Annotated in this window: 23 protein-coding genes; 11 read left to right on the plus strand and 12 right to left on the minus strand. The window is 68.7% G+C overall.

What is annotated here, in order from left to right; genetic code table 11:
• Positions 1–82 precede the first annotated feature (82 nt).
• The 3 genes from AC1Q5A_RS00530 to AC1Q5A_RS00540 all read left to right on the plus strand — a co-directional run bounded on the left by AC1Q5A_RS00530 (position 83) and on the right by AC1Q5A_RS00540 (position 2,796).
• Entirely contained in the window at positions 83–1,093 is a 1,011-nt protein-coding gene (locus tag AC1Q5A_RS00530; RefSeq protein ID WP_492698072.1) for a methionine ABC transporter ATP-binding protein, read from the plus strand.
• Positions 1,090–1,767, plus strand: coding sequence for a methionine ABC transporter permease (locus AC1Q5A_RS00535; protein ID WP_492697169.1), 678 nt, complete (start codon positions 1,090–1,092; stop codon positions 1,765–1,767). Before AC1Q5A_RS00530 ends, AC1Q5A_RS00535 begins: the two co-directional genes overlap by 4 nt.
• A 231-nt stretch (positions 1,768–1,998) precedes the next feature.
• A complete protein-coding gene (locus AC1Q5A_RS00540) occupies positions 1,999–2,796 on the plus strand; it encodes a MetQ/NlpA family ABC transporter substrate-binding protein (RefSeq protein WP_492697171.1) in 798 nt (265 codons plus the stop codon).
• Between the two features lie 147 nt (positions 2,797–2,943).
• Here AC1Q5A_RS00540 and pncB read toward each other — a convergent pair whose 3' ends face one another.
• Positions 2,944–4,119, minus strand: coding sequence for a nicotinate phosphoribosyltransferase (gene pncB / locus AC1Q5A_RS00545; protein ID WP_492697174.1), 1,176 nt, complete (start codon positions 4,117–4,119; stop codon positions 2,944–2,946).
• Between the two features lie 340 nt (positions 4,120–4,459).
• On the opposite strand from pncB, the gene AC1Q5A_RS00550 reads away from it, so the two are divergent.
• Positions 4,460–5,266, plus strand: coding sequence for a cytochrome c (locus AC1Q5A_RS00550; protein ID WP_492697177.1), 807 nt, complete (start codon positions 4,460–4,462; stop codon positions 5,264–5,266).
• 30 nt (positions 5,267–5,296) lie between these two features.
• On the opposite strand, the gene AC1Q5A_RS00555 is transcribed toward AC1Q5A_RS00550, so the two are convergent.
• From AC1Q5A_RS00555 to AC1Q5A_RS00570, 4 genes are all read right to left on the minus strand, one after another.
• Positions 5,297–6,325, minus strand: a complete 1,029-nt coding sequence (locus tag AC1Q5A_RS00555) for an aminopeptidase (protein ID WP_492698074.1) — start codon at positions 6,323–6,325, stop codon at positions 5,297–5,299.
• A gap of 81 nt (positions 6,326–6,406) precedes the next feature.
• Positions 6,407–6,838 carry a hypothetical protein gene (locus tag AC1Q5A_RS00560; RefSeq protein ID WP_492697181.1) on the minus strand — a complete coding sequence of 144 codons (432 nt, stop codon included), beginning with the start codon at positions 6,836–6,838 and terminating at the stop codon, positions 6,407–6,409.
• Between the two features lie 137 nt (positions 6,839–6,975).
• Positions 6,976–7,581 (minus strand): histone H1-like repetitive region-containing protein, encoded by a 606-nt coding sequence (locus AC1Q5A_RS00565; RefSeq protein ID WP_492697183.1) that lies wholly within the window; start codon positions 7,579–7,581, stop codon positions 6,976–6,978.
• Between the two features lie 86 nt (positions 7,582–7,667).
• Positions 7,668–8,279 (minus strand): rhomboid family intramembrane serine protease, encoded by a 612-nt coding sequence (locus AC1Q5A_RS00570; RefSeq protein ID WP_492697186.1) that lies wholly within the window; start codon positions 8,277–8,279, stop codon positions 7,668–7,670.
• Positions 8,280–8,464: 185 nt separating this feature from the next.
• Between AC1Q5A_RS00570 and AC1Q5A_RS00575 the strand changes: the two genes are divergently transcribed.
• A complete protein-coding gene (locus AC1Q5A_RS00575) occupies positions 8,465–9,346 on the plus strand; it encodes a PhzF family phenazine biosynthesis protein (protein ID WP_492697187.1) in 882 nt (293 codons plus the stop codon).
• Positions 9,347–9,383: 37 nt separating this feature from the next.
• On the opposite strand, the gene AC1Q5A_RS00580 is transcribed toward AC1Q5A_RS00575, so the two are convergent.
• Together AC1Q5A_RS00580 and AC1Q5A_RS00585 are read right to left on the minus strand one after the other, a co-directional pair.
• A complete protein-coding gene (locus AC1Q5A_RS00580; protein WP_492697189.1) occupies positions 9,384–10,298 on the minus strand; it encodes an NAD(P)-dependent oxidoreductase in 915 nt (304 codons plus the stop codon).
• A 43-nt stretch (positions 10,299–10,341) separates the two neighbouring features.
• Positions 10,342–11,520: a BaiN/RdsA family NAD(P)/FAD-dependent oxidoreductase gene (locus tag AC1Q5A_RS00585; protein ID WP_492697191.1), complete on the minus strand. Its 1,179-nt coding sequence runs from the start codon at positions 11,518–11,520 to the stop codon at positions 10,342–10,344.
• A 213-nt stretch (positions 11,521–11,733) separates the two neighbouring features.
• On the opposite strand from AC1Q5A_RS00585, the gene AC1Q5A_RS00590 reads away from it, so the two are divergent.
• Complete coding sequence (locus AC1Q5A_RS00590; protein WP_492697193.1) at positions 11,734–12,216, plus strand: YajQ family cyclic di-GMP-binding protein; 483 nt, start codon at positions 11,734–11,736, stop codon at positions 12,214–12,216.
• 127 nt (positions 12,217–12,343) lie between these two features.
• On the opposite strand, the gene AC1Q5A_RS00595 is transcribed toward AC1Q5A_RS00590, so the two are convergent.
• Positions 12,344–12,997 (minus strand): NrsF family protein, encoded by a 654-nt coding sequence (locus tag AC1Q5A_RS00595; RefSeq protein WP_492698075.1) that lies wholly within the window; start codon positions 12,995–12,997, stop codon positions 12,344–12,346.
• Positions 12,998–13,001: 4 nt separating this feature from the next.
• Positions 13,002–13,589 carry an RNA polymerase sigma factor gene (locus AC1Q5A_RS00600; RefSeq protein ID WP_492697195.1) on the minus strand — a complete coding sequence of 196 codons (588 nt, stop codon included), beginning with the start codon at positions 13,587–13,589 and terminating at the stop codon, positions 13,002–13,004.
• Positions 13,590–13,794: 205 nt separating this feature from the next.
• On the opposite strand from AC1Q5A_RS00600, the gene AC1Q5A_RS00605 reads away from it, so the two are divergent.
• A complete protein-coding gene (locus AC1Q5A_RS00605; RefSeq protein WP_492697198.1) occupies positions 13,795–15,516 on the plus strand; it encodes a cytochrome c biogenesis protein DipZ in 1,722 nt (573 codons plus the stop codon).
• Positions 15,517–15,543: 27 nt separating this feature from the next.
• On the plus strand, positions 15,544–16,146 hold the full coding sequence (gene msrB / locus AC1Q5A_RS00610) for a peptide-methionine (R)-S-oxide reductase MsrB (RefSeq protein ID WP_492697201.1): 603 nt from the start codon (positions 15,544–15,546) through the stop codon (positions 16,144–16,146).
• A gap of 13 nt (positions 16,147–16,159) precedes the next feature.
• Here msrB and AC1Q5A_RS00615 read toward each other — a convergent pair whose 3' ends face one another.
• Positions 16,160–16,633, minus strand: coding sequence for a hypothetical protein (locus AC1Q5A_RS00615; RefSeq protein ID WP_492697204.1), 474 nt, complete (start codon positions 16,631–16,633; stop codon positions 16,160–16,162).
• Between the two features lie 84 nt (positions 16,634–16,717).
• Here AC1Q5A_RS00615 and trxC point away from each other — a divergent pair, with 84 nt between their 5' ends.
• The 3 genes from trxC to AC1Q5A_RS00630 all read left to right on the plus strand — a co-directional run bounded on the left by trxC (position 16,718) and on the right by AC1Q5A_RS00630 (position 18,912).
• Positions 16,718–17,161 (plus strand): thioredoxin TrxC, encoded by a 444-nt coding sequence (gene trxC / locus AC1Q5A_RS00620; RefSeq protein ID WP_492697206.1) that lies wholly within the window; start codon positions 16,718–16,720, stop codon positions 17,159–17,161.
• Positions 17,142–17,321 carry a hypothetical protein gene (locus AC1Q5A_RS00625; protein ID WP_492697208.1) on the plus strand — a complete coding sequence of 60 codons (180 nt, stop codon included), beginning with the start codon at positions 17,142–17,144 and terminating at the stop codon, positions 17,319–17,321. Before trxC ends, AC1Q5A_RS00625 begins: the two co-directional genes overlap by 20 nt.
• Before the next feature lie 82 nt (positions 17,322–17,403).
• Positions 17,404–18,912: a S10 family peptidase gene (locus AC1Q5A_RS00630; protein ID WP_492697210.1), complete on the plus strand. Its 1,509-nt coding sequence runs from the start codon at positions 17,404–17,406 to the stop codon at positions 18,910–18,912.
• A gap of 214 nt (positions 18,913–19,126) precedes the next feature.
• On the opposite strand, the gene egtD is transcribed toward AC1Q5A_RS00630, so the two are convergent.
• Both egtD and egtB read right to left on the minus strand, forming a co-directional pair.
• Positions 19,127–20,113: an L-histidine N(alpha)-methyltransferase gene (gene egtD, locus AC1Q5A_RS00635; RefSeq protein WP_492697213.1), complete on the minus strand. Its 987-nt coding sequence runs from the start codon at positions 20,111–20,113 to the stop codon at positions 19,127–19,129.
• Positions 20,110–21,357 (minus strand): ergothioneine biosynthesis protein EgtB, encoded by a 1,248-nt coding sequence (gene egtB, locus AC1Q5A_RS00640; protein WP_492697215.1) that lies wholly within the window; start codon positions 21,355–21,357, stop codon positions 20,110–20,112. Before egtB ends, egtD begins: the two co-directional genes overlap by 4 nt.
• Positions 21,358–21,400 lie beyond the last annotated feature (43 nt).

A 21,400-nucleotide genomic window follows, 5' to 3' on the forward strand; every position in this document is an offset into this window, starting at 1 on the left:
ACAGGTTCATCCGGCAGCATACGCCATCGCCGCCATGGCACGTGGCATAGAATGGCCCACCCACCTGCAGGCCAGGCCCGTCGTGATCCGCTTCGTCGATGTCCACAAGTCCTACCGCGTCGACGGCAGGGACATCCCCGCGCTGCAGCCGTTCAGCCTCGACATCGCCGACGGCGAGGTGTTCGGCATCATCGGCCTGTCCGGCGCCGGCAAGTCGACGCTGATACGGCTGATCAACCTGCTTGAGCGGCCCAGCGGCGGCCGCATCTTCGTGGGCGACACCGAGATGACCGCGCTGGACGAACCGGCGCTGCGCGCGCAGCAGCGCCGGATCGGCATGATCTTCCAGCACTTCAACCTGCTCGCCTCGCAGACGGTAGCGGACAACGTGGCCTTCCCGCTGCGGCTGGCCGGCGAACGCGATGCCGGCGTGCTGCGCGCACGCGTCGACGAACTGCTGGCGCGGGTGGGGTTGAGTGCGCACGCCGACAAGTACCCGTCGCAGCTTTCCGGCGGCCAGAAGCAGCGCGTCGGCATCGCCCGCGCACTGGCCAACCGGCCCACGATCCTGTTGTGCGACGAGGCCACCAGCGCGCTCGATCCGCAGACCACCGCCTCGGTGCTGGAACTGCTGGCCGAGATCAACCGCGAGCTGAAACTCACCATCGTGCTGATCACCCACGAAATGGACGTGGTGCGCCGCGTATGCGATCGCGTGGCGGTGCTCGACGCGGGCGCGATCGTCGAGCGCGGCGCGGTCGCCGACGTGTTCCTGCATCCGCAGCACCCGACCACGAAGCGCTTCGTCAACGAAGCGCTGCCGGAAGAAGCGGCCAGCGAGCTGGCGCCGTTCGCCCGGGTGCCCGGGCGCCTCCTGCGATTGAGCTTCCGCGGCGACGCCACGCTGACGCCGGCGCTGGGCCGCGTGACGCGCGAGACCGGGGTGGAGTTCAACCTGCTCGCCGGTCGCATCGACCGCATCAAGGACCTGCCCTACGGCCAGCTCACCCTGGCCATGCAGGGCGAACGGGTGGACGCCGCGCTGGCCGCGCTGCGCGCGGCCGGCATCGAGATCGAGGAGTTGCGCCGATGAACCCGCTGCAGAAACTCTTTCCGAACATCGACGACTGGGGCGAGATCGGCCGCGCCTGCATCGACACCCTGCTGATGCTGGGCGGCTCGCTGGCCCTCACCGTGCTGATCGGCCTGCCATTGGGCGTGCTGCTGTACCTGACCGGCAAGGGTCAGCTGCGGCCGATGCCGAAGCTCTACGCCGCGACTTCGCTGCTGGTGAACATCCTGCGCTCGGTGCCGTTCATCATCCTGATGATCGTGCTGATGCCGGTCACCTACGCCCTGGTCGGCACCAAGCTGGGCATCCGCGGCGCGATCCCGCCGCTGGTGATCGGCGCCGCGCCGTTCTTCGCGCGGCTGGTGGAGACCGCACTGCGCGAGGTGCAGCAGGGCGTGATCGAGGCCAGCCAGGCGATGGGCGCCAGCCTGTGGCAGATCGTGCGCCACGTGCTGCTGCCCGAAGCCCGCGGCGGCCTGCTCGCCGGCATCACGGTCACCGCGATCGCGCTGGTCGGCTACACCGCGATGGGCGGCGCGATCGGCTCCGGCGGATTGGGCGACCTGGCTTACCGCTACGGCTATCTCAGCTACAAGTCCGACTACATGCTGGTCACCGTAGTGCTGCTGATCCTGCTGGTGCAGGCGCTGCAGATGATCGGCGACCGCATCGTGACGCGTTATAAGCGGCGCTGATTTGGTTATTTGTGCCTGGCGGTATCCGCGGCCTACCTTCGTTGGCCGCCCGTGAGAATCGCCGCCATGAGTTTGCTGCTCTCCGCTGTCGCCGCCGTCCTGGCCCTGCTTCTGTTGGCCGGCTATGCCACGCCGAAGGCCTGACGCGCTGCAGGAAACGCTGTCCCGCCGGTTTGTGCCTGGCGGTATAGACGGCATTATCATTGTGCGTCGCATAAATGGATGTTCCCCATGAGATCGCTGCTTGCCGCCCTCGCCGCCGCCCTGACCCTGCTCCTGCTGACGGGCTGCTCCGCACCGAAGGAGGACGGCCAGGTGCTCCGCGTGGCCGCCACGGCGATTCCGCACGCCGAGATCCTCAAGCAGGCCAAGCCACTGCTGGCGAAGGAAGGCGTGGATCTGCAGATCAAGGTATTCGCGGACTACGTGCAGCCGAACACCCAGCTGGCCGAGAAGGCCATCGACCTGAACTACTTCCAGACCAAGCCCTACCTGGACGCGTTCAACCGCGAGCGCGGCACCCACCTCATCACCATCACCGGCGTGCACATCGAGCCGTTCGGCGCGTACTCGAGGAAATACAGGAACATCGACCAGCTGCCCGATGGCGCCGGCGTGACGCTGCCGAACGACCCCAGCAACAGCGCCCGCGCGCTGCTGTTGCTGGCGAAACATGGCCTGATCACGCTGAAAGATCCGAACAATGAGCTGTCCACGCTGAAGGACATCACCGCGAATCCGAAACACCTGAAGTTCCGCGAGCTGGAGGCAGCGATGCTGCCGCGCACGCTGGACGAGGTCGACCTGTCCCTGATCAACACCAATTACGCCCTCGCCGCCGGACTGAACCCCACGAAAGACGCGCTGCTGATCGAGGACAAGGACTCGCCCTACGTGAACTACCTGGTCGGCCGCCCCGACAACCAGAACGACCCGCGCGTGCAGAAACTGGCCCGGGTACTGAACAGCCCCGAGATCAAGGCGTTCATCGAACAGAAGTACCACGGCGCCGTGCTGCCCGCGTTCTAGGCTCGCGCTCCCTCCCCTGCATCGCAGGCGAGGGTTGAGGAGGAGTGCTCTTGACCTTCCTCGCCGGCCCGGGCAACCCCCACCCAGCCTCCCCCTGCGACCGAAGGAAGTCCCTTTGGGGCAGGCAGGGGGAGGAGCAAGAGCCGTCTACGCGGGAATCTCGAACACCTGCCGCAGGTAGGCCACGTAGGCCTGGTCCTCGCACATGTTCTTGCCGGGCGAGTCGCTCAGCTTGGCCACCGGCTGGTCGTTGCAGCGGATCATCTTGATCACGATGTTGAGCGGCGCCGGCCCCATGTCATTGGTGAGGTTGGTACCCACGCCGAACGCCAGCTGGCAGCGGCCGCGGAAGTAGGCGTACAGCCGCATCACCTTGGGAATGTCCAGCCCGTCGCTGAACACCAGCACCTTGCTGCGTGGATCGACCCGGTTCGCGCTGTAGTGCGCCAGTACCTTCTCGCCCCAGACGAACGGATCGCCGGAGTCGTGGCGGGTGCCGTCGAACAGCTTGCAGAAGTACATGTCGAAGTCGCGCAGGAACGCGTCGAGCCCGTAGACGTCCGACAGTGCGATGCCGAGGTCGCCGCGATACTCCTTCGCCCACGCCTCCAGCGCCGCCACCTGCGAATCGCGCAGGCGCGGCCCCAGCGCCTGATGCGCCTGCAGGTATTCGTGCGCCAGCGTGCCCAGTGGCGTCAGCCCCAGCTTGCGCGCCAGCCACACGTTGCTGGTGCCAGCCAGTTGCTCGCCCAGGCCATCGCGCAGGGCGGTCACCACCTCCTCCTGCCACTCCCGGGAATAGCGCCGGCGCGTGCCGTAGTCGGCCACCTTGCAGTCGGCATAGCCGGGCGTGTCGCGCAGCAGCGCGATCTTCGCCTGCAGCCGCCGGCGCCCCTCGGAAGGGTCGAGGCCCCCGCTGGCACGGCGGAAGTACACCTCGTTGACGATCGCCAGCAGCGGCACCTCGAACAGGATCGTGTGCAGCCATGGTCCGCGGATGCGGATCTCGATCTCGCCGTTGCCGGCCTCGGCCGGCGCGATCTCGACATACTTCTCGTTGAGCTGGAACAGCCCGAGGAAATCGACGAAATCGCTCTTGATGAAGCGCCAGCCGCGCAGGTAGTCCAGTTCGTCCGCCGCGAAACGCAAACGGCACAGCGCCTTCAGTTCGGCGCGGATCTCGTCGAGGCACGGCACCAGGTCGATGTCCGGCGTGCGGCACTTGAAGCGGTACTCGACCTGGGCGGCGGGATACTGGTGCAGCACCACCTGCATCATCGAAAACTTGTACAGGTCGGTGTCGAGCAGCGAATCGATGATCATCAGTCGCCCAGGCGCGAACGGAAGTGAGCCATTATCCACGCTAGGGCGTGTGGCATGCGCATCGGCGGAGTTTTTGCGCAAAAAAAACCCCATCAGCCAGGGGAGGACTGATGGGATTTGTCAGGTGGCATCCAGGGGAGGAAGTGCCGACCCCTCAGTGATGCGATGGATTGCACCACTTCTTGTCGCCGTCACGGCGATACGTGTCCTTAGTGTGGCCGCCCGGGCGTGAGTTCAACGTGCATGCAGGGACTTGTTCAGCTTTCCGACAGGCTTGCGCGGGCGCCCTCGCTGCGTGCATCGTCACGCGTCATCCCACCATCTCCTGCCGGAACCGGCCATGAAGCTGATCGTCCTGTGCCTGATCGCGCTGTGCCTGGCCCGACCCGCGGCGGCGGCCGAGCTGAGGATCGATCTCGGCCACGGCATCGTGACCTATCGGACCGAGGCCCTGCTCGAGCGGGGCGACGCACGCATGATCGAGGTGCCGATGGATGTCGCGTTCCATCGCCCGATGCGCTACCGCGCCGTGCCGCTGACCGCCCTGCTTGGAGGCGTCGCGGCAGGCGACCATCTGCAGTTCGTCGCCGCCGACGGCTTTGCGGCCGAGATCCCCGCCGCGTTGCTGTTGAACAGGCTGGGCAGCGAAGCGTGGCTGGCGGTCGAGGATCCGGCCCGGCCGTGGCCTGCCTTGCCCGGGCACGGCGGCGCTGGGCCGTTCTACGTGGTGTGGACGCGGCCGCAGGCTGCGCGCATCGGCCCGGAACAATGGCCGTATCAGCTGGCGAGCATCCGCCGACTGGGCGGCGTGGCCGAACGCTTTCCGGCGATCCTGCCCGATCCCTCGCTGCCGGGCGGCAGCGAGGTACGACGCGGCTTCGCCGTGTTCCAGCGTACCTGCTTCGCCTGCCACACGCTCAACGGCCAGGGCGATGCCAGGCTCGGCCCGGATCTGAACTTCCCACACAACCCCACCGAATACCTGCGCGCCGACCTGCTGCGCGCGTTCATCCGCGATCCGCAGTCGCTGCGCCAATGGCCGCAAGCGAAGATGCCCGGGCTCGACACGCACGCGCTGTCCGATGCCGACCTCGATGCCGTGCTGGCCTACCTGCGGCACATGGCGGGGCGAAAGCCGGCCCACTGATGCGCGGATCCAGCGGTGGCCGCCGGCCCTTCAGTTCCCGTCGGAACAGTTCCCCGCGCACCATTGCCGCAACGCCTGCTCGCGTTGTGCCGGCGGCTTCCGCGCGAGCTCGCGCACGTCGGCGTAGAACGCCGGCCAGCGCTGCCCGGCATGCCGGAACAGCGCGGCGAACGCCGGCGTCCAGCGGTCGTACAGACCGAACGGCAGCAGCCGCGCGTTGTTGATGGGCCGGGCAACCCAGGCATCGTAGCGGTGTTCACCCGGCCAGTCCCGGTCGCGCCACTTGGCGTAGCGGGCGCGGAACGCCGCGATCTCGCGCTGCTTGCCGGCCTCCATCGACGCGGCGTCCATGCCGCTGGCGTACAGGGTTTTCAGCCGCGCGCGCAAGTCCAGCACCAGCCGGGTGAAGCCGTCGCCCATCGCCTGCGCGTTGCCGTCGCCCGGTGGCAAGCCGCGCGACTGGCGCCATTCACGCAGTCCCTCGTTCTGCACGAAGGTCGCAAAGGATTCGTTGAACGCGGTATCGCCCTTCAGGTAAATCCGCTGGTGTGCCAGCTCGTGGAAGATGGTGCCGTCCAGCTCGTCGTCGTCCCAGCGCAGCATGCTCGACAGGATCGGATCGGCGAACCAGCCCAGGGTGGAATACGCCGGCACGCCGCCGATCCACACGTCATCGCCGCGCGCCTGCAGCCGCGCCGCATCGGCCTTCGCATCGGCTTCCCCGAACCAGCCGCGATAGGCCACGCAGCCGGCCACCGGAAAGCACTGCGGCACCGCCTCCACCGAATAGCGCGGCGCGGCGAACACGTTCCACACCACATACGGCCGGTCCAGCACCACGTAGCCGGTATAGCTGCGGTTGTCCGGCAGGCCAAGCTGTTGCGAGGCGAACTGGCGCGCCTGCTGCGCACGTTGCAGGCGTGCGGCAAGCTGCGGATCGGTGGCCGGATCCTGCAGCAAGGCACTGACCGCACGCCGATGGGCGATCAGCTCGCCCTGTCCGCGCACGGCCTGGGCGTAGTAGCGCAGGCCGCCGCAAGCGCACAGCAAAAGGCCCATCGCCACGATGACGATGAGCCTTGGAAAACGGCGCCGCGACGGCCATCGGAACCGGGGCATCCCTCCGTGGTGTCTCATGCCTCAGCGGTGATCATCGTGGTCGCGATCGCGTCCGCGATGGTTGCTGCGGTCATCGTGGTCGCCGCGGTCCCGGCGGTCACCGTCGCGGCGACCCTGCCACTGGCCGGCATGACCCCGATAGTCACGGTGATCGTCGCGGTAGCCATCCTGGCGATAGCGCGAGCCGCCGTACCATACGCTGCCGACGCCCACGCTGACGCCGGGTGCGTAGCAGCAGCCGTAATATCCGTTGCCGTAGTAGCCGCCGTAATAGCTGTCGTAATAGCCGTCGTAGTAACCCGGCGTCACGACATAGGCACTGCCGCCGTCGCCATAGTAGGCATCGCCGACGTAGCCGGAGCCGCGCACGTAGCTGTAACCCGGATCGTAATAACAGCCCGAGACCACCGCGACGGCAGTGATCAGGGCGAGGCTGGCCAGCAGGCGTTTCATGATCCGCCTCCCTCAGAGGAGTGACGATGCCAAACTAGGGCGCGCAGCTTGAACGCGTACTGAGTTTGCGACGCGTGGCCGTGCGGCATTTACCCGCCAGCCATGTCCCGCCGGGCAGCGATCCGCAAAGCCGCCAGTCAGCCCTTGCGCTTGCCCTGCTCGCCGCGCTGGGCGGCCAGCACGCGTCCATCGGTGCCGCCCGCTTCCATCGACAACGGCGGGTGCAGGTCGGCGCCACCCGAAACCGGCAGCGACGGATTCGCATCCGGCCAGCCCGGCCCCTGCCGGACGCGTTCCTGCCTGGCCCCAAGCAGCGCCTGGATCTTCGCTACCGCATCCTCCTGGCTGATGTGCTGAAGCGGCGCCTGTTGCGGCACAGGCTTCCCGGGCGCAACCGGCCTCTTCGCCGCGATCGCCGATTTGACGGCAGCCTTTGCCGGCGGCCTCTTCGCTGCCTTGGTGGCCGCCGGCTTGCGGGCAGCCGCTTTTTTCGCGACGACTTTCTTTGCAGCCGTTTTCCGGCCAGCGACCTTTTTCGCTGCGCTCTTCCCTGGTGCGGCCTTCCTCGCTGCCTGCTTCTTCGCTACAGGTTTCTTCGTCGCCACCTTCCCTGCCGCGACCTTCCTCGTAGCGACCTTCTTCGCCGCCGCCTTGCGCGACGCGGCCTTCTTCGCCGGGGTTTTCGCGGCGGACGTTTTCTTTGCCGCGGATTTCTTCGCGGCCGACTTGCGGGTCATAGCCATGCGCTCATTCTCCTGCGGTGATCGATGCAACCGCTCCCAGTATGCACGCCCCGACTACGGCGGGCATTGCGCAGCGCGGTAACCGTTCATCCGCGGAAGCCGGGATGGGCCAGTGCATCGAGAAAATGCGGCAGCACGCGCGGCTCCGCCAGCAGGGTGAAGACGATGCCGTACGCCGCGCCCCACAGGTGCGCGCTGTGGTTCACGTTGCCCTGGCCGCGCCGGTCCATGTAGATCGAGTAGCCGGTGTACAGCACCGCGTAGACGATTGCCGGCATCGGTATCACCAGCACGATGATGCGCGACCACGGCGCCAGCAGGATGAAGGCGAACAGTACCGCCGACACCGCGCCGGAGGCGCCGAGGCTGCGGTAGTTCGGGTTGCCGCGGTTCTTCAGGTAGGTCGGCAGGATCGAGACCACCAGGCCGCCGATGTAGAACAGCGCGAAGCCGAGCGTACCCAGCCGCGCGGTGAAAAAACCCTCCATCACCCGGCCGAAGAAGAACAGCGTGATCATGTTGAACAGCAGGTGCCCGAAATCCGCGTGCACCAACCCGTAGGTCACCAGGCGATGGTATTCACGCTGGCGGGCGATCGCCGGCGGCCACAGGATCAGGTCGTTCATCAGGCGGCTGTTGTTGAACGCCATGAACGAGACGATGCAGGTGATGGCGATGATGACCAGGGTGATCGGCATGGGCGGTTCCGCGTCGTGCAGCCAAAGCGGGCATCTTGGCGTCACCGCCGCGGCTTGTCGACTTCCCGGTGCGGTCGCTCATGCCGGCACGGCCGCATGGATATGACGAAAAATCACTGCCCCGGTCGGCGGCAGCCGGCTATCATGCGCCGTTTCATGCGGCCACCGGTCGCCCGATGGATCCCATGACTTCGCTTCGCTACCTGCATCTGGACGTCTTTGCCGCCACTCCGGGCGGCGGCAACCACCTGGGCGTGGTGATCGGCGCCGACGTCTGGAGCACCGAAGCCATGCAGCGCTTCGCACGCTGGACGGCGCTGGTCGAGACCACCTTCCTGCTGCCGCCGACCGATCCGCGGACCAGCTACCGCGTGCGCATCTTCACCCCGCACAAGGAAATCCCGTTCGCCGGCCACCCCAGCATCGGCAGCGCGCACGCCGCGCTCGCCTGTGGCCTGGCCGAACCGCGCGATGGCCTGCTGTGGCAGGAATGCGGCGCCGGCGTGCTGCCGATCCGCATCGTGGGCGATGGCGCCGAGCGCGAATTGCTGCTGCAGTCGCCGGGCGAGCGCGTGCTCGACACCGGCCGCGACGCCCACCCGCTGCTGGCGGCCGCGCTGGCAGGCAGCGGCGGGCTGGGCGTACTGCCGCCGGCGCTGGTCGACGGCGGGCGCCGCTGGTGGCTGGCCGAGCTGGCCGACGAAACCGGCCTGCGCGCGTGGCAACCCGACCATGCGGCGGTCGCCGCGCTGGCGCAGGCCAGCGACAGCATGGGCCTGTGTGCGTTCGCAAGAAGCCGTCAACCTGATTACCAGCTGGTGGTGCGCGCATTCCCAGCAGGCGTGGGCATCGTCGAGGACCCCGCCTCCGGCGCGGCCAACGGCCTGATCGCCGCCTACATCGCCCACGCCGAACCGCACGGCCCGCTGGCCCGCGGCTACAAGGTCAGCCAGGGCCGCGAGATCGGCCACGACGCACAACTGATCGTGCACATCGACGGCAACGCGATCTGGGTCGGCGGACGCAGCCATGCTGTGGTCGACGGCACGCTGGAGTGGCAACCATAGCGGCCGCCCGACAAGGCCACACGATCCGGATGCAGGGTCATCCGCGTTCGTCCAGATGCGCCCGCCGCGCGGCGACCAGCGCCAGCGCCGACCAGTCCAGCTCCTCGTCGCCGGCGGCCAGCGCCTCCAGCATGGCATCGCGCAGCACGCCGGCGAACGGCAGCGGCACGCGCTGCGCGTCTCCCGCCGCCAGCGCCAGCCCCATGTCCTTGCAGCCCAGCGGCAACGCGAACCCGGCCGGCTTGAAGCGCTGCTCGGCGATCAATTTCCCGTAGCCCTGATAGGCCGGCGCGGCGAACAGGGTGCTCGTCATCACCTCGAGGAAATCCGCCGCGCCGACACCGTAGGCACGGGTCAGCGCGGTGGCTTCGGCCATGCTTTCGATGGCACTGGCCAGCATGAAGTTGCCCGCGATCTTCACCACGTTGGCGCGCTCCGGCGCTTCGCCAAGCGGCCACACCCGGCTGCCCATGGCCTCCAGCAACGGGCGTATCCGCTCGACGGCGCCCGGCTTGCCGGCCACCACGACATTCAGCTTGGCCGCGGCAGCCATGTCCGGGCGACCGAACACCGGTGCAGCGACGTACTCCAGTCCGCGTCTGCCGTGTTCCGCGGCCAGCTCCTGCGCCAGCGCGACCGAGATCGTGGCGTGGTTGACGTGCACGATGCCGGGATCCATCGCGTCGAGCAGGCCGCCATCGAGGAACACCTCGCGTACCGCCTGGTCGTTCGCCAGCATGCTGCACAGCACTTCGCCCTGCGCCGCGCGGTCGGCGGTCTTCGCCATCTTCGCGCCCAGCGAGACCAGCGGTTCGGTGGCCGCCACCGAGCGGTTCCACACCGTCAGCGTGTGGCCGGCCGCCAGCAGGTTGCTGGCCATCGCACTGCCCATCGCGCCGAGTCCGATGAATCCGACCTTCATGCGGGTGTTCTCGTGTCGAAACCAGCGCACAGTGAAGCACGCGGGGTATTCAATCCACGCGAAATCCACCGCCTCACGCCACTGTTCCCGCCGCCTGCCCCGAGGCCCACGCCCACTGGAAGTTGTAGCCGCCGAGCCAGCCGGTGACGTCGACCACCTCGCCGATGAAATACAGCCCCGGCACCTGTTTCGACTGCATGGTGCTGGAGGAGAGGCCGTCGGTGTCGACGCCGCCCAGGGTGACCTCGGCGGTGCGGTAGCCTTCGGTGCCGCTGGCGGTGATCGGCCAGGCGTTGAGCTGCGCACCGACCTGTACCAGTTCGGCCGCGCGGTACTGGCGCATCGGCCGATGGTCGAACCATTGTTCGCACAGGCGTTGCGCCAGGCGCTTCGGCAGCACCTCGCCGAGTACGGTCTTCAGTTCGGCCAGCGGCCGCGCCATGCGTTGTTCGACCAGGTACGCGCTGACGTCGAGCTCCGGCAGCAGATCGATGCGCAGGTCGTCGCCCGGCTGCCAGTACGAGGAAATCTGCAGGATCGCCGGGCCACTGATCCCGCGGTGGGTGAACAGCAGGCCGCCGCGGAAGCCCTGCCTGCCGACCCGCGCCTCCACCGCGGGCAGCGCCACGCCGGCGAGGTCCTGGTAATGCTCCTGGTGCTTGCCGCTCAGGGTCAATGGCACCAGGCCCGCGCGCGTGGGCAGCACGGCGTGGCCGAACTGCCGCGCCAGTTCGTAGCCGAAGCCGCTGGCACGCATGCTGGGGATCGACAGGCCACCCGAGGCGACCACCAGCGACCCGGCATGCACCTCGCCGCGCGCGGTGAGCACGCCGAAGCCTTCCGGCGTCCTGCGCACGCGCTGCACGCCGCAGTTCGCTTCCACCACGACACCAGCCGCGACGCACTCGTCCAGCAGCATGCGCACGATCTGCTTCGACGAGTCGTCGCAGAACAGCTGGCCCAGTTCCTTCTCGTGGTAGGCGATGCGATGCTTCTCGACCAGCGCGATGAAATCCCACGGCGTGTAGCGCGCCAGCGCCGACTTGGCGAAATGCGGGTTGGCCGACAGGTAGTTCGCCGGCGTGGCGCCCATGTTGGTGAAATTGCAGCGTCCGCCGCCGGACATCAAGATCTTCTTGCCGATCTTGTTGGCATGGTCGACCAGCAGCACGCGGCGGCCGCGCTGGCCGGCGGCGATCGCACACATCAGGCCCGCGGCGCCTGCGCCGATGATCAACACGTCGGTTTTCAAGAACTCACCATGATTGCACCGCCTTGCCCTTGTTCGTCATTCCGGCGCAGGCCGGAGGCGCTTTACAACAGCGCAGCTGGTCATCCAGCGACTCATCACCGCGCGAAAGGCACTGAGTCCCGGCTTTCGCCGGGATGACGAAAGGAAAGTCGCGCATTATCGCCCAGCCGCATCGCTTACACTCTGGTCTTCAGTTGCCAGCGAGCCGCCGCCATGCCTTCCTTTGACGTGATCTCCGAAGTCGACAAGCACGAGCTGACCAATGCGATCGACCAGGCCAACCGCGAGCTGGCCACACGCTTCGACTTCAAGGGCGTGGACGCGAAGTACGTGCTGGACGACGGCGTGATCACCCAGAGCGCGCCCAGTGAATTCCAGCTGCAGCAGATGCTGGACATCCTGCGCGGCCGGCTGACCGCGCGGAAGATCGACATCCGCGCGCTCGACGCAGGCGATCCGGAAACCAACCTGGGCGGCTCGCGGCAGAAGATCACCGTGAAGCAGGGTATCGAGCAGCCGGTGGCGAAGAAGCTGGTGGCCGAGCTGAAGGCGGCCAAGCTCAAGGTCGAGGCGCAGATCAACGGCGACAAGCTGCGCGTCAGCGGCAAGAAGCGCGACGACCTGCAACTGGCGATGGCGGTGCTGCGCAAGGCCGACGTGGAACTGCCGCTGCAGTTCGACAACTTCCGCGATTGAGCCGGGATTCGGACCAAGCATCACACGCGTCGCGAGCCGCGTAGGGTGGGCACCGCCCGCCGGCTCTTGCCTTGCGACATTGCGACAAACCGGCGGGCATTGCCCGCCCTACGGCAGCCGCGCGACTTCAGGCTTTCGACAGCAGCCGCCCGCCCATCGCGGCGTTTACGGCGACCACCGCGGCCACCGCCAGCGCATGCGTCAACAGGTCGGTGGCGGCCGAATCGTAGGCGTGGCAGATCTCCAGCAGGCTGGCCGAGGCGGCCGCGCTGGCCAGCCCGATCAGCACCGCCGTGAGCACCGGCCGCAGCGGGCAGGCGCGGCGCAGCAGCACGATCAGCGACGCAGACAACGGCACCGAGAAGCCGATGATGAAGAGCAGGCAGTCGGCGGTCTGGTGCAGGCCGGCAATCTGCGTCCCCGGCGCGATCCACGTGCGCAGGCAGCCGAGGCCGCTGGCGCCGATCCACAGCAGGGCGCCGGGCAGCGGCAGCCATGCCCACGCCGCCCGCCGCCCCGGCACGCCCAGCGCGAATGCGGCCCACGCCGCGCAGATCGCGGTGATCGCCGCGCCGATGCCGGCCCAGGCCAGGTCCGGCGTGGCGGCCCAGCGCCGCAGCATCGGGGCCGCGCCGTAATGCAGCAGCAAGCCGGCCGCCAGCGCAAGCACCAGCAGTAGCCAGCCGGCGGTGCGCAGCCATGGCGGCAACAGCCGCCGCACCGGCACCAGCCCGGTGCCGAGACGGTCGATCAGCGCCTCATGGAATGACGGCTCGGGCATCACGTCAGGGTTCTCCATGGAAACGTTCGCGCAACGCCTTCAACGCGCGGTGCAGATTCACTTTCAGCGCGCCGGCGCTGCGCCCGGTCAACTCGGCCGCCTCGCTCAGCGAGCGCTCGCGCAGACCCAACTGTTCCACCGCCTCGCGCTGGCCCGGCGGCAGTTCGGCGATCGCCTCGTGCAGGCGCTGCGCGCGCTGGCCGTTCTCAGCGGCGGCGCTGGCGTCGTCGCCGTCCTGGTGCCGGTCGAGCGCGGAGTCGTCGTGCAGTTCGCGGCTGTCGCGACGGCCGCGGCGGCGCAGTGCGTCGATCGCGCGGCGGCTGGCGATCGCGGTCAGCCACGCATCGTATGAACGGCCCGGGTCGTAGGTATGGCGTACCCGGTGCACGGTGATCAGGGTCTCCTGCACCACGTCGTCCATGCCATCCGGCGCCACGCCCTGGCGCCGCGCGGTGGCGCGGACCAGCGCCACCGAATCGGCCAGCAGCCTCTCGTAGGCGCGCCGGTCACCGGCCTGCGCAGCCGCCATCCACGCCGCCCGGCGCCGCTCGGGCGATGTGCTGTCGTTCGCGGTGGCGACATCGGCTGACACGGTCGGGGCCGGACTCGTCCGCATGGAAAGTCCACTATCTAGACCCATGCAGGCGGTGGCGGTCAAGGCTTGCGACATGCTTCGCTCCACGGCGGAACGCCTGTGGGTTATTCGCCGCATCCGGCCCCGGCGTTACCCCGTACCTGCAGGTAACCGCCGTCGGCACGCCGGCGAATAACCAGACAACCTTCCACGGATACCCACCATGCTCGTGCTGATCCTCGCCTACCTCGGCGGCGTACTGACCATCCTCAGCCCATGCATCCTGCCGGTGCTGCCGTTCGTGTTCGCCCGTTCCGACCGGCCGTTCATGCGCAACGGCCTGCCGATGCTGCTGGGCATGGCGATCACCTTCGCCGCGGTCGCCACGCTGGCCGCGCTGGGCGGCGGCTGGGCGGTGCACGCGAACCAGTACGGCCGCTGGGTGGCGATGGCGGTGCTCGCCTTCCTCGGCCTCACCCTGTTGTCGACCCATCTGGCTGAATGGATCACCCGCCCGTTCGTGGCGCTGGGCAACCGGCTGTCGCAGCGTTCGGCCAGCGACGGCGATTCGATCTGGGGCGCGGCCGGCCTCGGCGTGGCTACCGGCCTGCTGTGGGCACCGTGCGCGGGGCCGATCCTGGGCCTGCTGCTGACCGGCGCGGCGCTGAACGGCGCCAGCGTGCAGACCACCCTGCTGCTGCTCACCTATGCCGCCGGCGCGGCCACCTCGCTGGGCCTGGCGCTGCTGATCGGCGGCAAGGTGTTCGCCTTGATGAAGCGCTCGCTCGGCGCCGGCGAGTGGGTGCGCCGTGCACTCGGCGTGCTGGTGCTGTGCGGCGTGGCCGCGATCGCGCTGGGCCTGGACACCGGCGTGCTCACCCGCGTCTCGCTGGCCAGCACCGGCGGCATCGAGCAGAAGCTGATCAACGCGGTGCGCCCGGCACCGGCACCGCAGCCGGCGCCGAAGGCCGGCGAGCCGTTGCCGGTGGAAGGCACGCTGCCCTCGCTGGCCGGCGCCACGCAGTGGCTGAACAGCCCGCCGCTGAGCGCCGAATCGCTGCGCGGCAAGGTGGTGCTGGTCGATTTCTGGACCTACTCCTGCATCAACTGCATCCGCGCGCTGCCGTACGTGCGCGGCTGGGCCGACAAGTACAGGGAACACGGCCTGGTGGTGATCGGCGTGCATGCACCGGAGTTCGCCTTCGAGAAGGACCCGGCCAACGTCGCCAGGGCGGTGAAGGACCTCGGCGTCGACTATCCGGTCGCGCTCGACAACGACTACGCGATCTGGAAAGGCTTCAACAACGAATACTGGCCGGCGCACTACTTCATCGACACCCAGGGACAGATCCGCCACCACCACTTCGGCGAAGGCGAGTACCGCGAAAGCGAGGACGTGATCCGCCAGCTGCTGGCCGATGCCGGCCAGAACAACCTCCCCGGCGGCTACGTCAGCGACGACCATCGCGGCGTCGAAGCCGCGGCGTCGAACGACCCCACCCGCTCGCCGGAAACCTACGTCGGCTACGCCCGCGCGATGAACTTCGTCGGCGGTCGGGTGGCGCGCGACGACGCACAGGACTACCACGCACCCTCCTCGCTCGCCGCGGACCAGTGGTCGCTCGACGGTCGCTGGACGGTGCACGACGAGAACGCGCAGCTGGACCGGGCCGGCGGCGCCATCGTCTACCGCTTCCGTGGCCGCGACCTGCACCTGGTGCTCGGCCCGGCGGCGGACGGCAAGCCGATCCGCTACCGCGTCAGCATCGACGGCAAGCCGCCCGGCGCCGACCACGGCATGGACACCGACGCGGCCGGCAACGGCACGATCACCGGACAGCGCCTGTACCAGCTGGTACGCCAGGCCAGCGGCAGCGGCGAGCGGCTGTTCGAGATCACCTTCCTCGATCCCGGCGTGCAGGCATACGCGTTCACGTTCGGCTGAACCATCCACCGCTCCACGGAGGTTGCCATGTCACAGCTCGACGAAACCCTCGCGATGGACCGCCGCCGCTTCCTGCGCGCCGCCCTCGGCGGCGGTGCGTTGCTGGCCGTCGGCGGCGACCTGCTGCTGTCGCGCCTGCATGCGACGGCGAACACCCCAGTGGGCACACCGGGCGAGGTATTGCTGGAAATCTTCGACGACGCCGGCCACGACCTCGGCGCGCGCAAGGTGGCGAAGCTGGTGCTGAGCGACGCGCAATGGCGGCACCGGCTGGCGCCGGCGTCGTACGAGATCATGCGCCGCGACGGCACCGAACGCGCGTTCAGCGGCGAGCACGAACGGCCCCCCGTGCCCGGCCTGTTCCGCTGCGTCGCCTGCGCCACCGCGCTGTACGACGCGGCTACCGAGTTCGACTCCGGCACCGGCTGGCCCAGCTTCTGGCAGCCGATCGCCGCCCGCAACGTGATCGAGCGCCACGACAGCATGTTCGGCATGGACCGCATCGCGATCAGCTGCGCCGGCTGCGACAGCCACCTCGGCCACGTCTTCGACGACGGCCCGCGGCCGACCGGCCTGCGCTACTGCATGAACTCGGTGGCGCTGCGCTTCGTGCCGCGCGCGGCAGCCTGACCGCGCAAGCGGCTCAGCGGCCTTCCCGCGACCACGGCCACCAGCCGCGCCCCGTGCGCGCATAGCGGTCGGCGGCGCGTTCGAACGGATTGCGCACGCTGATGCCGCCGCACAACAGGTATAGCGGCAGGAACAGCGGGCCGAGCAGCATGTACTGGCAGACGTGGGCGCGCTCGTGGTCGGCCAGCGATACCGGCGGCTCGATGCAGCGGCTGGCGCGATGCGCGTAGGTGAGGCACGGCACGTCCAGCCGCTCGCCGGTGTGCACGATCACGTTGCCCAGGGTCAGCGCCCCGCCGCCGCACGGCCAGCGCCGCACCACCAGCGCCAGCTCGCGCGGCTGCCAGCGCAGCCGCGCGCCGAAGGGAAGGCCAGCCAGGCCCAGCAGCAGGCCGGCCAGGCTGTTCGGCAACGTCCACAGCATGCCCAGCGCAAGCAGGCTTCGCTGCGGCCAGCGTGAAGCGGATGCGTCGGGACGTCGCGGCATATCGGCTCGCCTTGGTTTCGGCAACGGGCGCCGCCATCTTGTCGGCGTTGGCGCCTGGCGCCCGGCCCGTTACTGGAGTCTGCCATGAGTACACCGCTGGCCATCCCCTGCCCGCACTGCGGCGCGCTGAACCGCGTGCCGGCCGAACGCGTGGGCGAGCATCCGAATTGCGGCCGCTGCAAGCAGGCGCTGTTCGAAGGCCACCCGGTGGAATTGACCGCGGCGAATTTCGACGCCATCGCCGGCCGCGGCGACCTGCCGGTGCTGGTGGACTTCTGGGCGCCGTGGTGCGGGCCGTGCGTGGGTTTCGCGCCGGTGTTCGTGCAGGCCGCGGGCAAGTTCGAACCACGCCTGCGGCTGGCCAAGCTGGATACCGAGGCGCAGCCGCAACTGGCCGGACGCTTCGGCATCCGCAGCATCCCCACCCTGATCATGTTGAAGCAGGGCCGCGAGATCGCGCGGCAATCCGGCGCGCTGAACGCGGCGCAACTCTCGCAGTTCATCGAGGGTGCGCTGGCCCGCGGCTGATCAGCGCGCGCCGGCGCCGGCCGCCGGTGCCGACGGCACGCTGACCGACCCGGCCACCGCGCAGTCGCTGCAGGACTTCATGCTGGCATTCGAGCGCTGGATGGCACACGTGGCGCCACCGCTCGCCAGGCCGGAGCCGGTCGTGGCGGCGCGGCGCTGAGCGCCACCACCCATGCCTTTATGCACACTTCCGCCGCGGCGCCGCCGGTTAAGCTGGCCGCTTTCGTCCGCAAGGAAACCTCGTGCGCAAGTCCCTGCCCTCCGTCCTGCTGGCCGCTTTCGTGCTGGCCGGGTCCAGCCTTGCCCCGGTGCTCGCCGCCGACACCCACAAGCCGGCAGCGGCGGAGTCGGGCGGCAGTGGTGACGGCTTCCAGCTGCCGCCGCTGCCTGCCGATGCGCACGTGACGCAATCGGCCACGGTGGACGGCAAGACGCTCAAGTACACGGTCACCGTCGGTGCGCTGCCGGTGCGCGACGACAAGGGCAAGACCACCGGCGAAGTGGTGTTCACCGCCTACACCATGCCCGGCAAGGACCGGCCGGTGACGTTCGCGCTGAACGGCGGCCCGGGTGCCTCGTCGGTGTACCTCAACCTCGGTGCGATCGGGCCGAAGAAGGTGAACTTCGGCGTCGAGGGCGACAACCCGTCCGACCCGGCGACGCTGCACGACAACCCCGGCACCTGGCTGGGCTTCACCGACCTGGTGTTCATCGATCCCGTCGGCACCGGCTACAGCCGCGCCCTGGTCGACGACAAGGAAGCCACCAGGCAGTTCTACAGCACCGACAGCGACATCAAGTACCTGTCGCGCATCGTCTACGACTGGCTGGTCAAGAACGGCCGCATGGGTTCGCGCAAGTACCTGGTCGGCGAGAGCTATGGCGGCTTCCGCGGCCCGCGCATCACCGAGTACCTGCAGACCCGGCTCGGCGTGGCGATGAAGGGCGTGGTGCTGCTGTCGCCCTACCTCGATCCGGCGGCCTACCACGACGAGAACGTATCGCCGCTGCCGTGGATGCTCACCCTCCCCTCGATCGCCGCCGCGCACCTGGAGCGCGAGCACCGGCTCAGCGCCGAGGCGATGGCGCCAATCATCGAATACACCCGCGGCGAATACGCCAGCGACCTGATGCGCGGCCGCTCCGACCCGCACGCCACCGACCGCGTGGTGAAGAAGGTCACCGAGCTGACCGGGCTCGACCCGCTGTTCGTGAAGCGCTCCGGCGGCCGCATCGAGACCCAGGCCTACCTGCGCGAGGTTTACCGCGCCGAAGGCAAGCTGGGCAGCCGTTACGACTCCAACGTCACCGCCTGGGACCCGTTCCCGTATGCGCCGCATCAGCAGACCGGCGACCCGATCCTCAACGGCATCATCGCTCCCACCACCAGCGCGATGGTCGACTTCGTCACCCGCATCGTGGGCTGGAAAGTCGACGGCCGCTACAACGCGCTCAGCTACGAGGTGAACAAGCTGTGGCACCAGGACGAGGACGCCGACAAGGGCTCGGTGTCGCAGCTGCGCGAAGCGGTCGCCAACGACCCGGGCCTGCGCGTGCTGATCGCGCACGGCTGGGACGACCTGTCCTGCCCGTTCATGGCCTCGGTGCTGATCGTCGACCAGATGCCGCCGATGGGCGACCCGACCCGCGTGCAGGTAAAGAACTACCCCGGTGGCCACATGTTCTACGCGCGTGCCGACAGCCAGTCCGCGCTGACCGCCGACGTGAAGGCCTTGTATGGCGTCCACTGATGGGGTGCATCTCTCCCGCTTCGTAGGGCGGACAATGTCCGCCGCTGCTGCGTCATGGAATCAGAAGCCGGCGGGCGGTGCCCGCCCTGCACAAGGAAGCGGCAGCAAGCGGCTTCGTAGGGCGGACACTGTCCGCCGCTGCTGCGTCACGGAATCGAAAGCCGGCGGGCGGTGCCCGCCCTACACAAAGAAGTGGCGGCAGGCAGTCGCGGCGTCACGCCGACATGCTGGCGCGCACCAGGTACTGCACGCTGAACATCCGTTGCGGGTCGGTCCACACGCGCTGCACGGCCAGCCCGGCGCGGGCGGCCAGCGCGGCGAAATCCTCCAGCGAATACTTGCAGCTGTACTCGACCTGGATCGCCTCGTCGGCGCGGAACGGCACGTTCGCGCGACCCACCTTCACCTGCTGCTCGCGGCGACTGACGAGATGCGTCTCGATGCGCCCGGCCATCGGGTTGTAGTGCGCGCGGTGCGCGAAGGCGGACAGCTCGAAGTTGCTGCCGATCTCGCGGTTCAGCCGCGCCAGCATGTTCAAGGTGAACTCGGCGGTGACGCCGGCGCGGTCGTTGTAGGCCGCCTCGATCAGCGCCGGATCCTTCTTCAGATCCACCCCGATCAGGATGCCGCCGGCGTCGCCCATCTCGTTGCGCATCTTGCGCAGCAGCGCGGCGGCCCCGCGGTTCTCGAAATTGCCGATGGTGGAACCGGGGAAATACAGCACGGTGCGCCGCGGCGCCCGCGGCGGGATCGGCAACCGCAGCGGCCGGCTGAAATCCGCGCACAACGGCTGCAGCGGCAGCCGCGGGAACGCCGCCGCCAGCCGTTCGATGCTTTGCCGCAACGGCTCGGGCGAGATCTCCACCGGCACATAGGTCACCGGCGCATGCAGGTGCTCGAGCAGCATGCGGGTCTTGATCGCGTTGCCGCTGCCGTACTCGACCAGCCGCACCTCGCTGCCCAGTGCATCGGCGATGTCGGCCGCGTGCTCATCCATCAGCGCGATCTCGCAGCGCGTGAGGTAGTACTCCGGCTGCTCGCAGATCCGCTCGAACAGCGCCGAGCCGCGCTCGTCGTAGAACAGCCACGACGGCAGCCGTTTCGGCTTCGCGCCGAGGCCGCGCTGGACGACCTCCAGCAGCTCGCTGCTCGGCGGGCGGCGTTCGTCGTCGCTGATGCCACAGGGTTGCACACTGCTCATCGGTCCTGTCCCAGTCGCAGCCCGGCGAATTGCCAACGGGCCTGGGGTGGAAAGAAATTGCGGTACGAAGCGCGGATATGACCGCGCGGGGTGGCGCAGGAGCCGCCGCGCAATACCCACTGGCCGCACATGAACTTGCCGTTGTACTCGCCCAGCGAACCGGGCAGCGGGCGGAAGCCCGGATAGTTGATGTAGGGCGAGGCGGTCCACTCCCACACGTCGCCGTACAGCTGCAGCAGGTCGGCGCCACCCTGTGTCGCACGCGGCTGGAAGCGTTGCGCGTCCTGCAGGTTGCCGTCGATCGCGACGCACTGCGCCGCCGACTCCCACTCGGCCTCGGTGGGCAGCCGCGCGCCGGCCCAGCGCGCGAACGCCTCGGCCTCGTAATAGCTGAGATGGCACACCGGCTCGCGCGGATCGAGCGCGCGCACGCCGGCCAGGGTGAACTCGCTGGCCAGATCGTCCTGCCAGTAGAGCGGATGCTGCCAGCCCTCTCGCTGCACCGTGGCCCAGCCGTCGGACAGCCACAGTCCGGGTTCGCGGTAGCCGCCCTCGCGCACGAACGCCAGGTACTCCGCATTGGTCACCAGCCGATTGGCCAGCGCGTGCGGCTGCAGCAGGGTGCGGTGGCGCGGAGTCTCGTTGTCGAACGCGAAGCCCTCGCCGCGGTGGCCGATCTCGACGATGCCCTCGCGGCCCGCGACGAAATGCAGCGGCACCGCTTTCGCATCCGCCGCGGCGATCGGTGCGCGATACGCCGGCTGCAGCGGGTTGCACCAGAACGCGTGCTTGATGTCGGTCAGCAACAGTTCCTGGTGCTGTTGTTCGTGCTGCAGGCCCAGCTCGACCAGTTCGAGCAGCCCCGCATCGTCATCGCGGCCGAGCAGTTCGCCCACCGCGTCGTCGATGCGGCGCCGGTAGTCGTGCACTTCGTCCAGCGACGGCCGCGACAGCAGGCCGCGCTGCGGCCGAGCATGCATCGGGCCGACCGACTGGTAGTAGGAGTTGAACAGGTAATGCCAGGCCGGGTCGCGCGGTCGATATGCCGGGTCGCGGCCCAGCACGAACTGCTCGAAGAACCAGCTGGTGTGCGCCAGGTGCCACTTGCCGGGGCTGGCGTCGGGCATCGACTGCAGTTGCAGGTCCTCGGCACTGAGGCCGGCGCACAGCTCCAGCGTGCACCGGCGTACCTGGTGGAATCGCGCCGCGATGCCCGCCACCGCGGACGATTGCCAGGTCGTCATCATCGCCCTTCCGGCACCCGCATGGCGGTCGCGGCGTGGGGCG

The sequence above is a fragment of the Rhodanobacter sp. GW835-FHT13D09 genome, assembly GCF_058793995.1.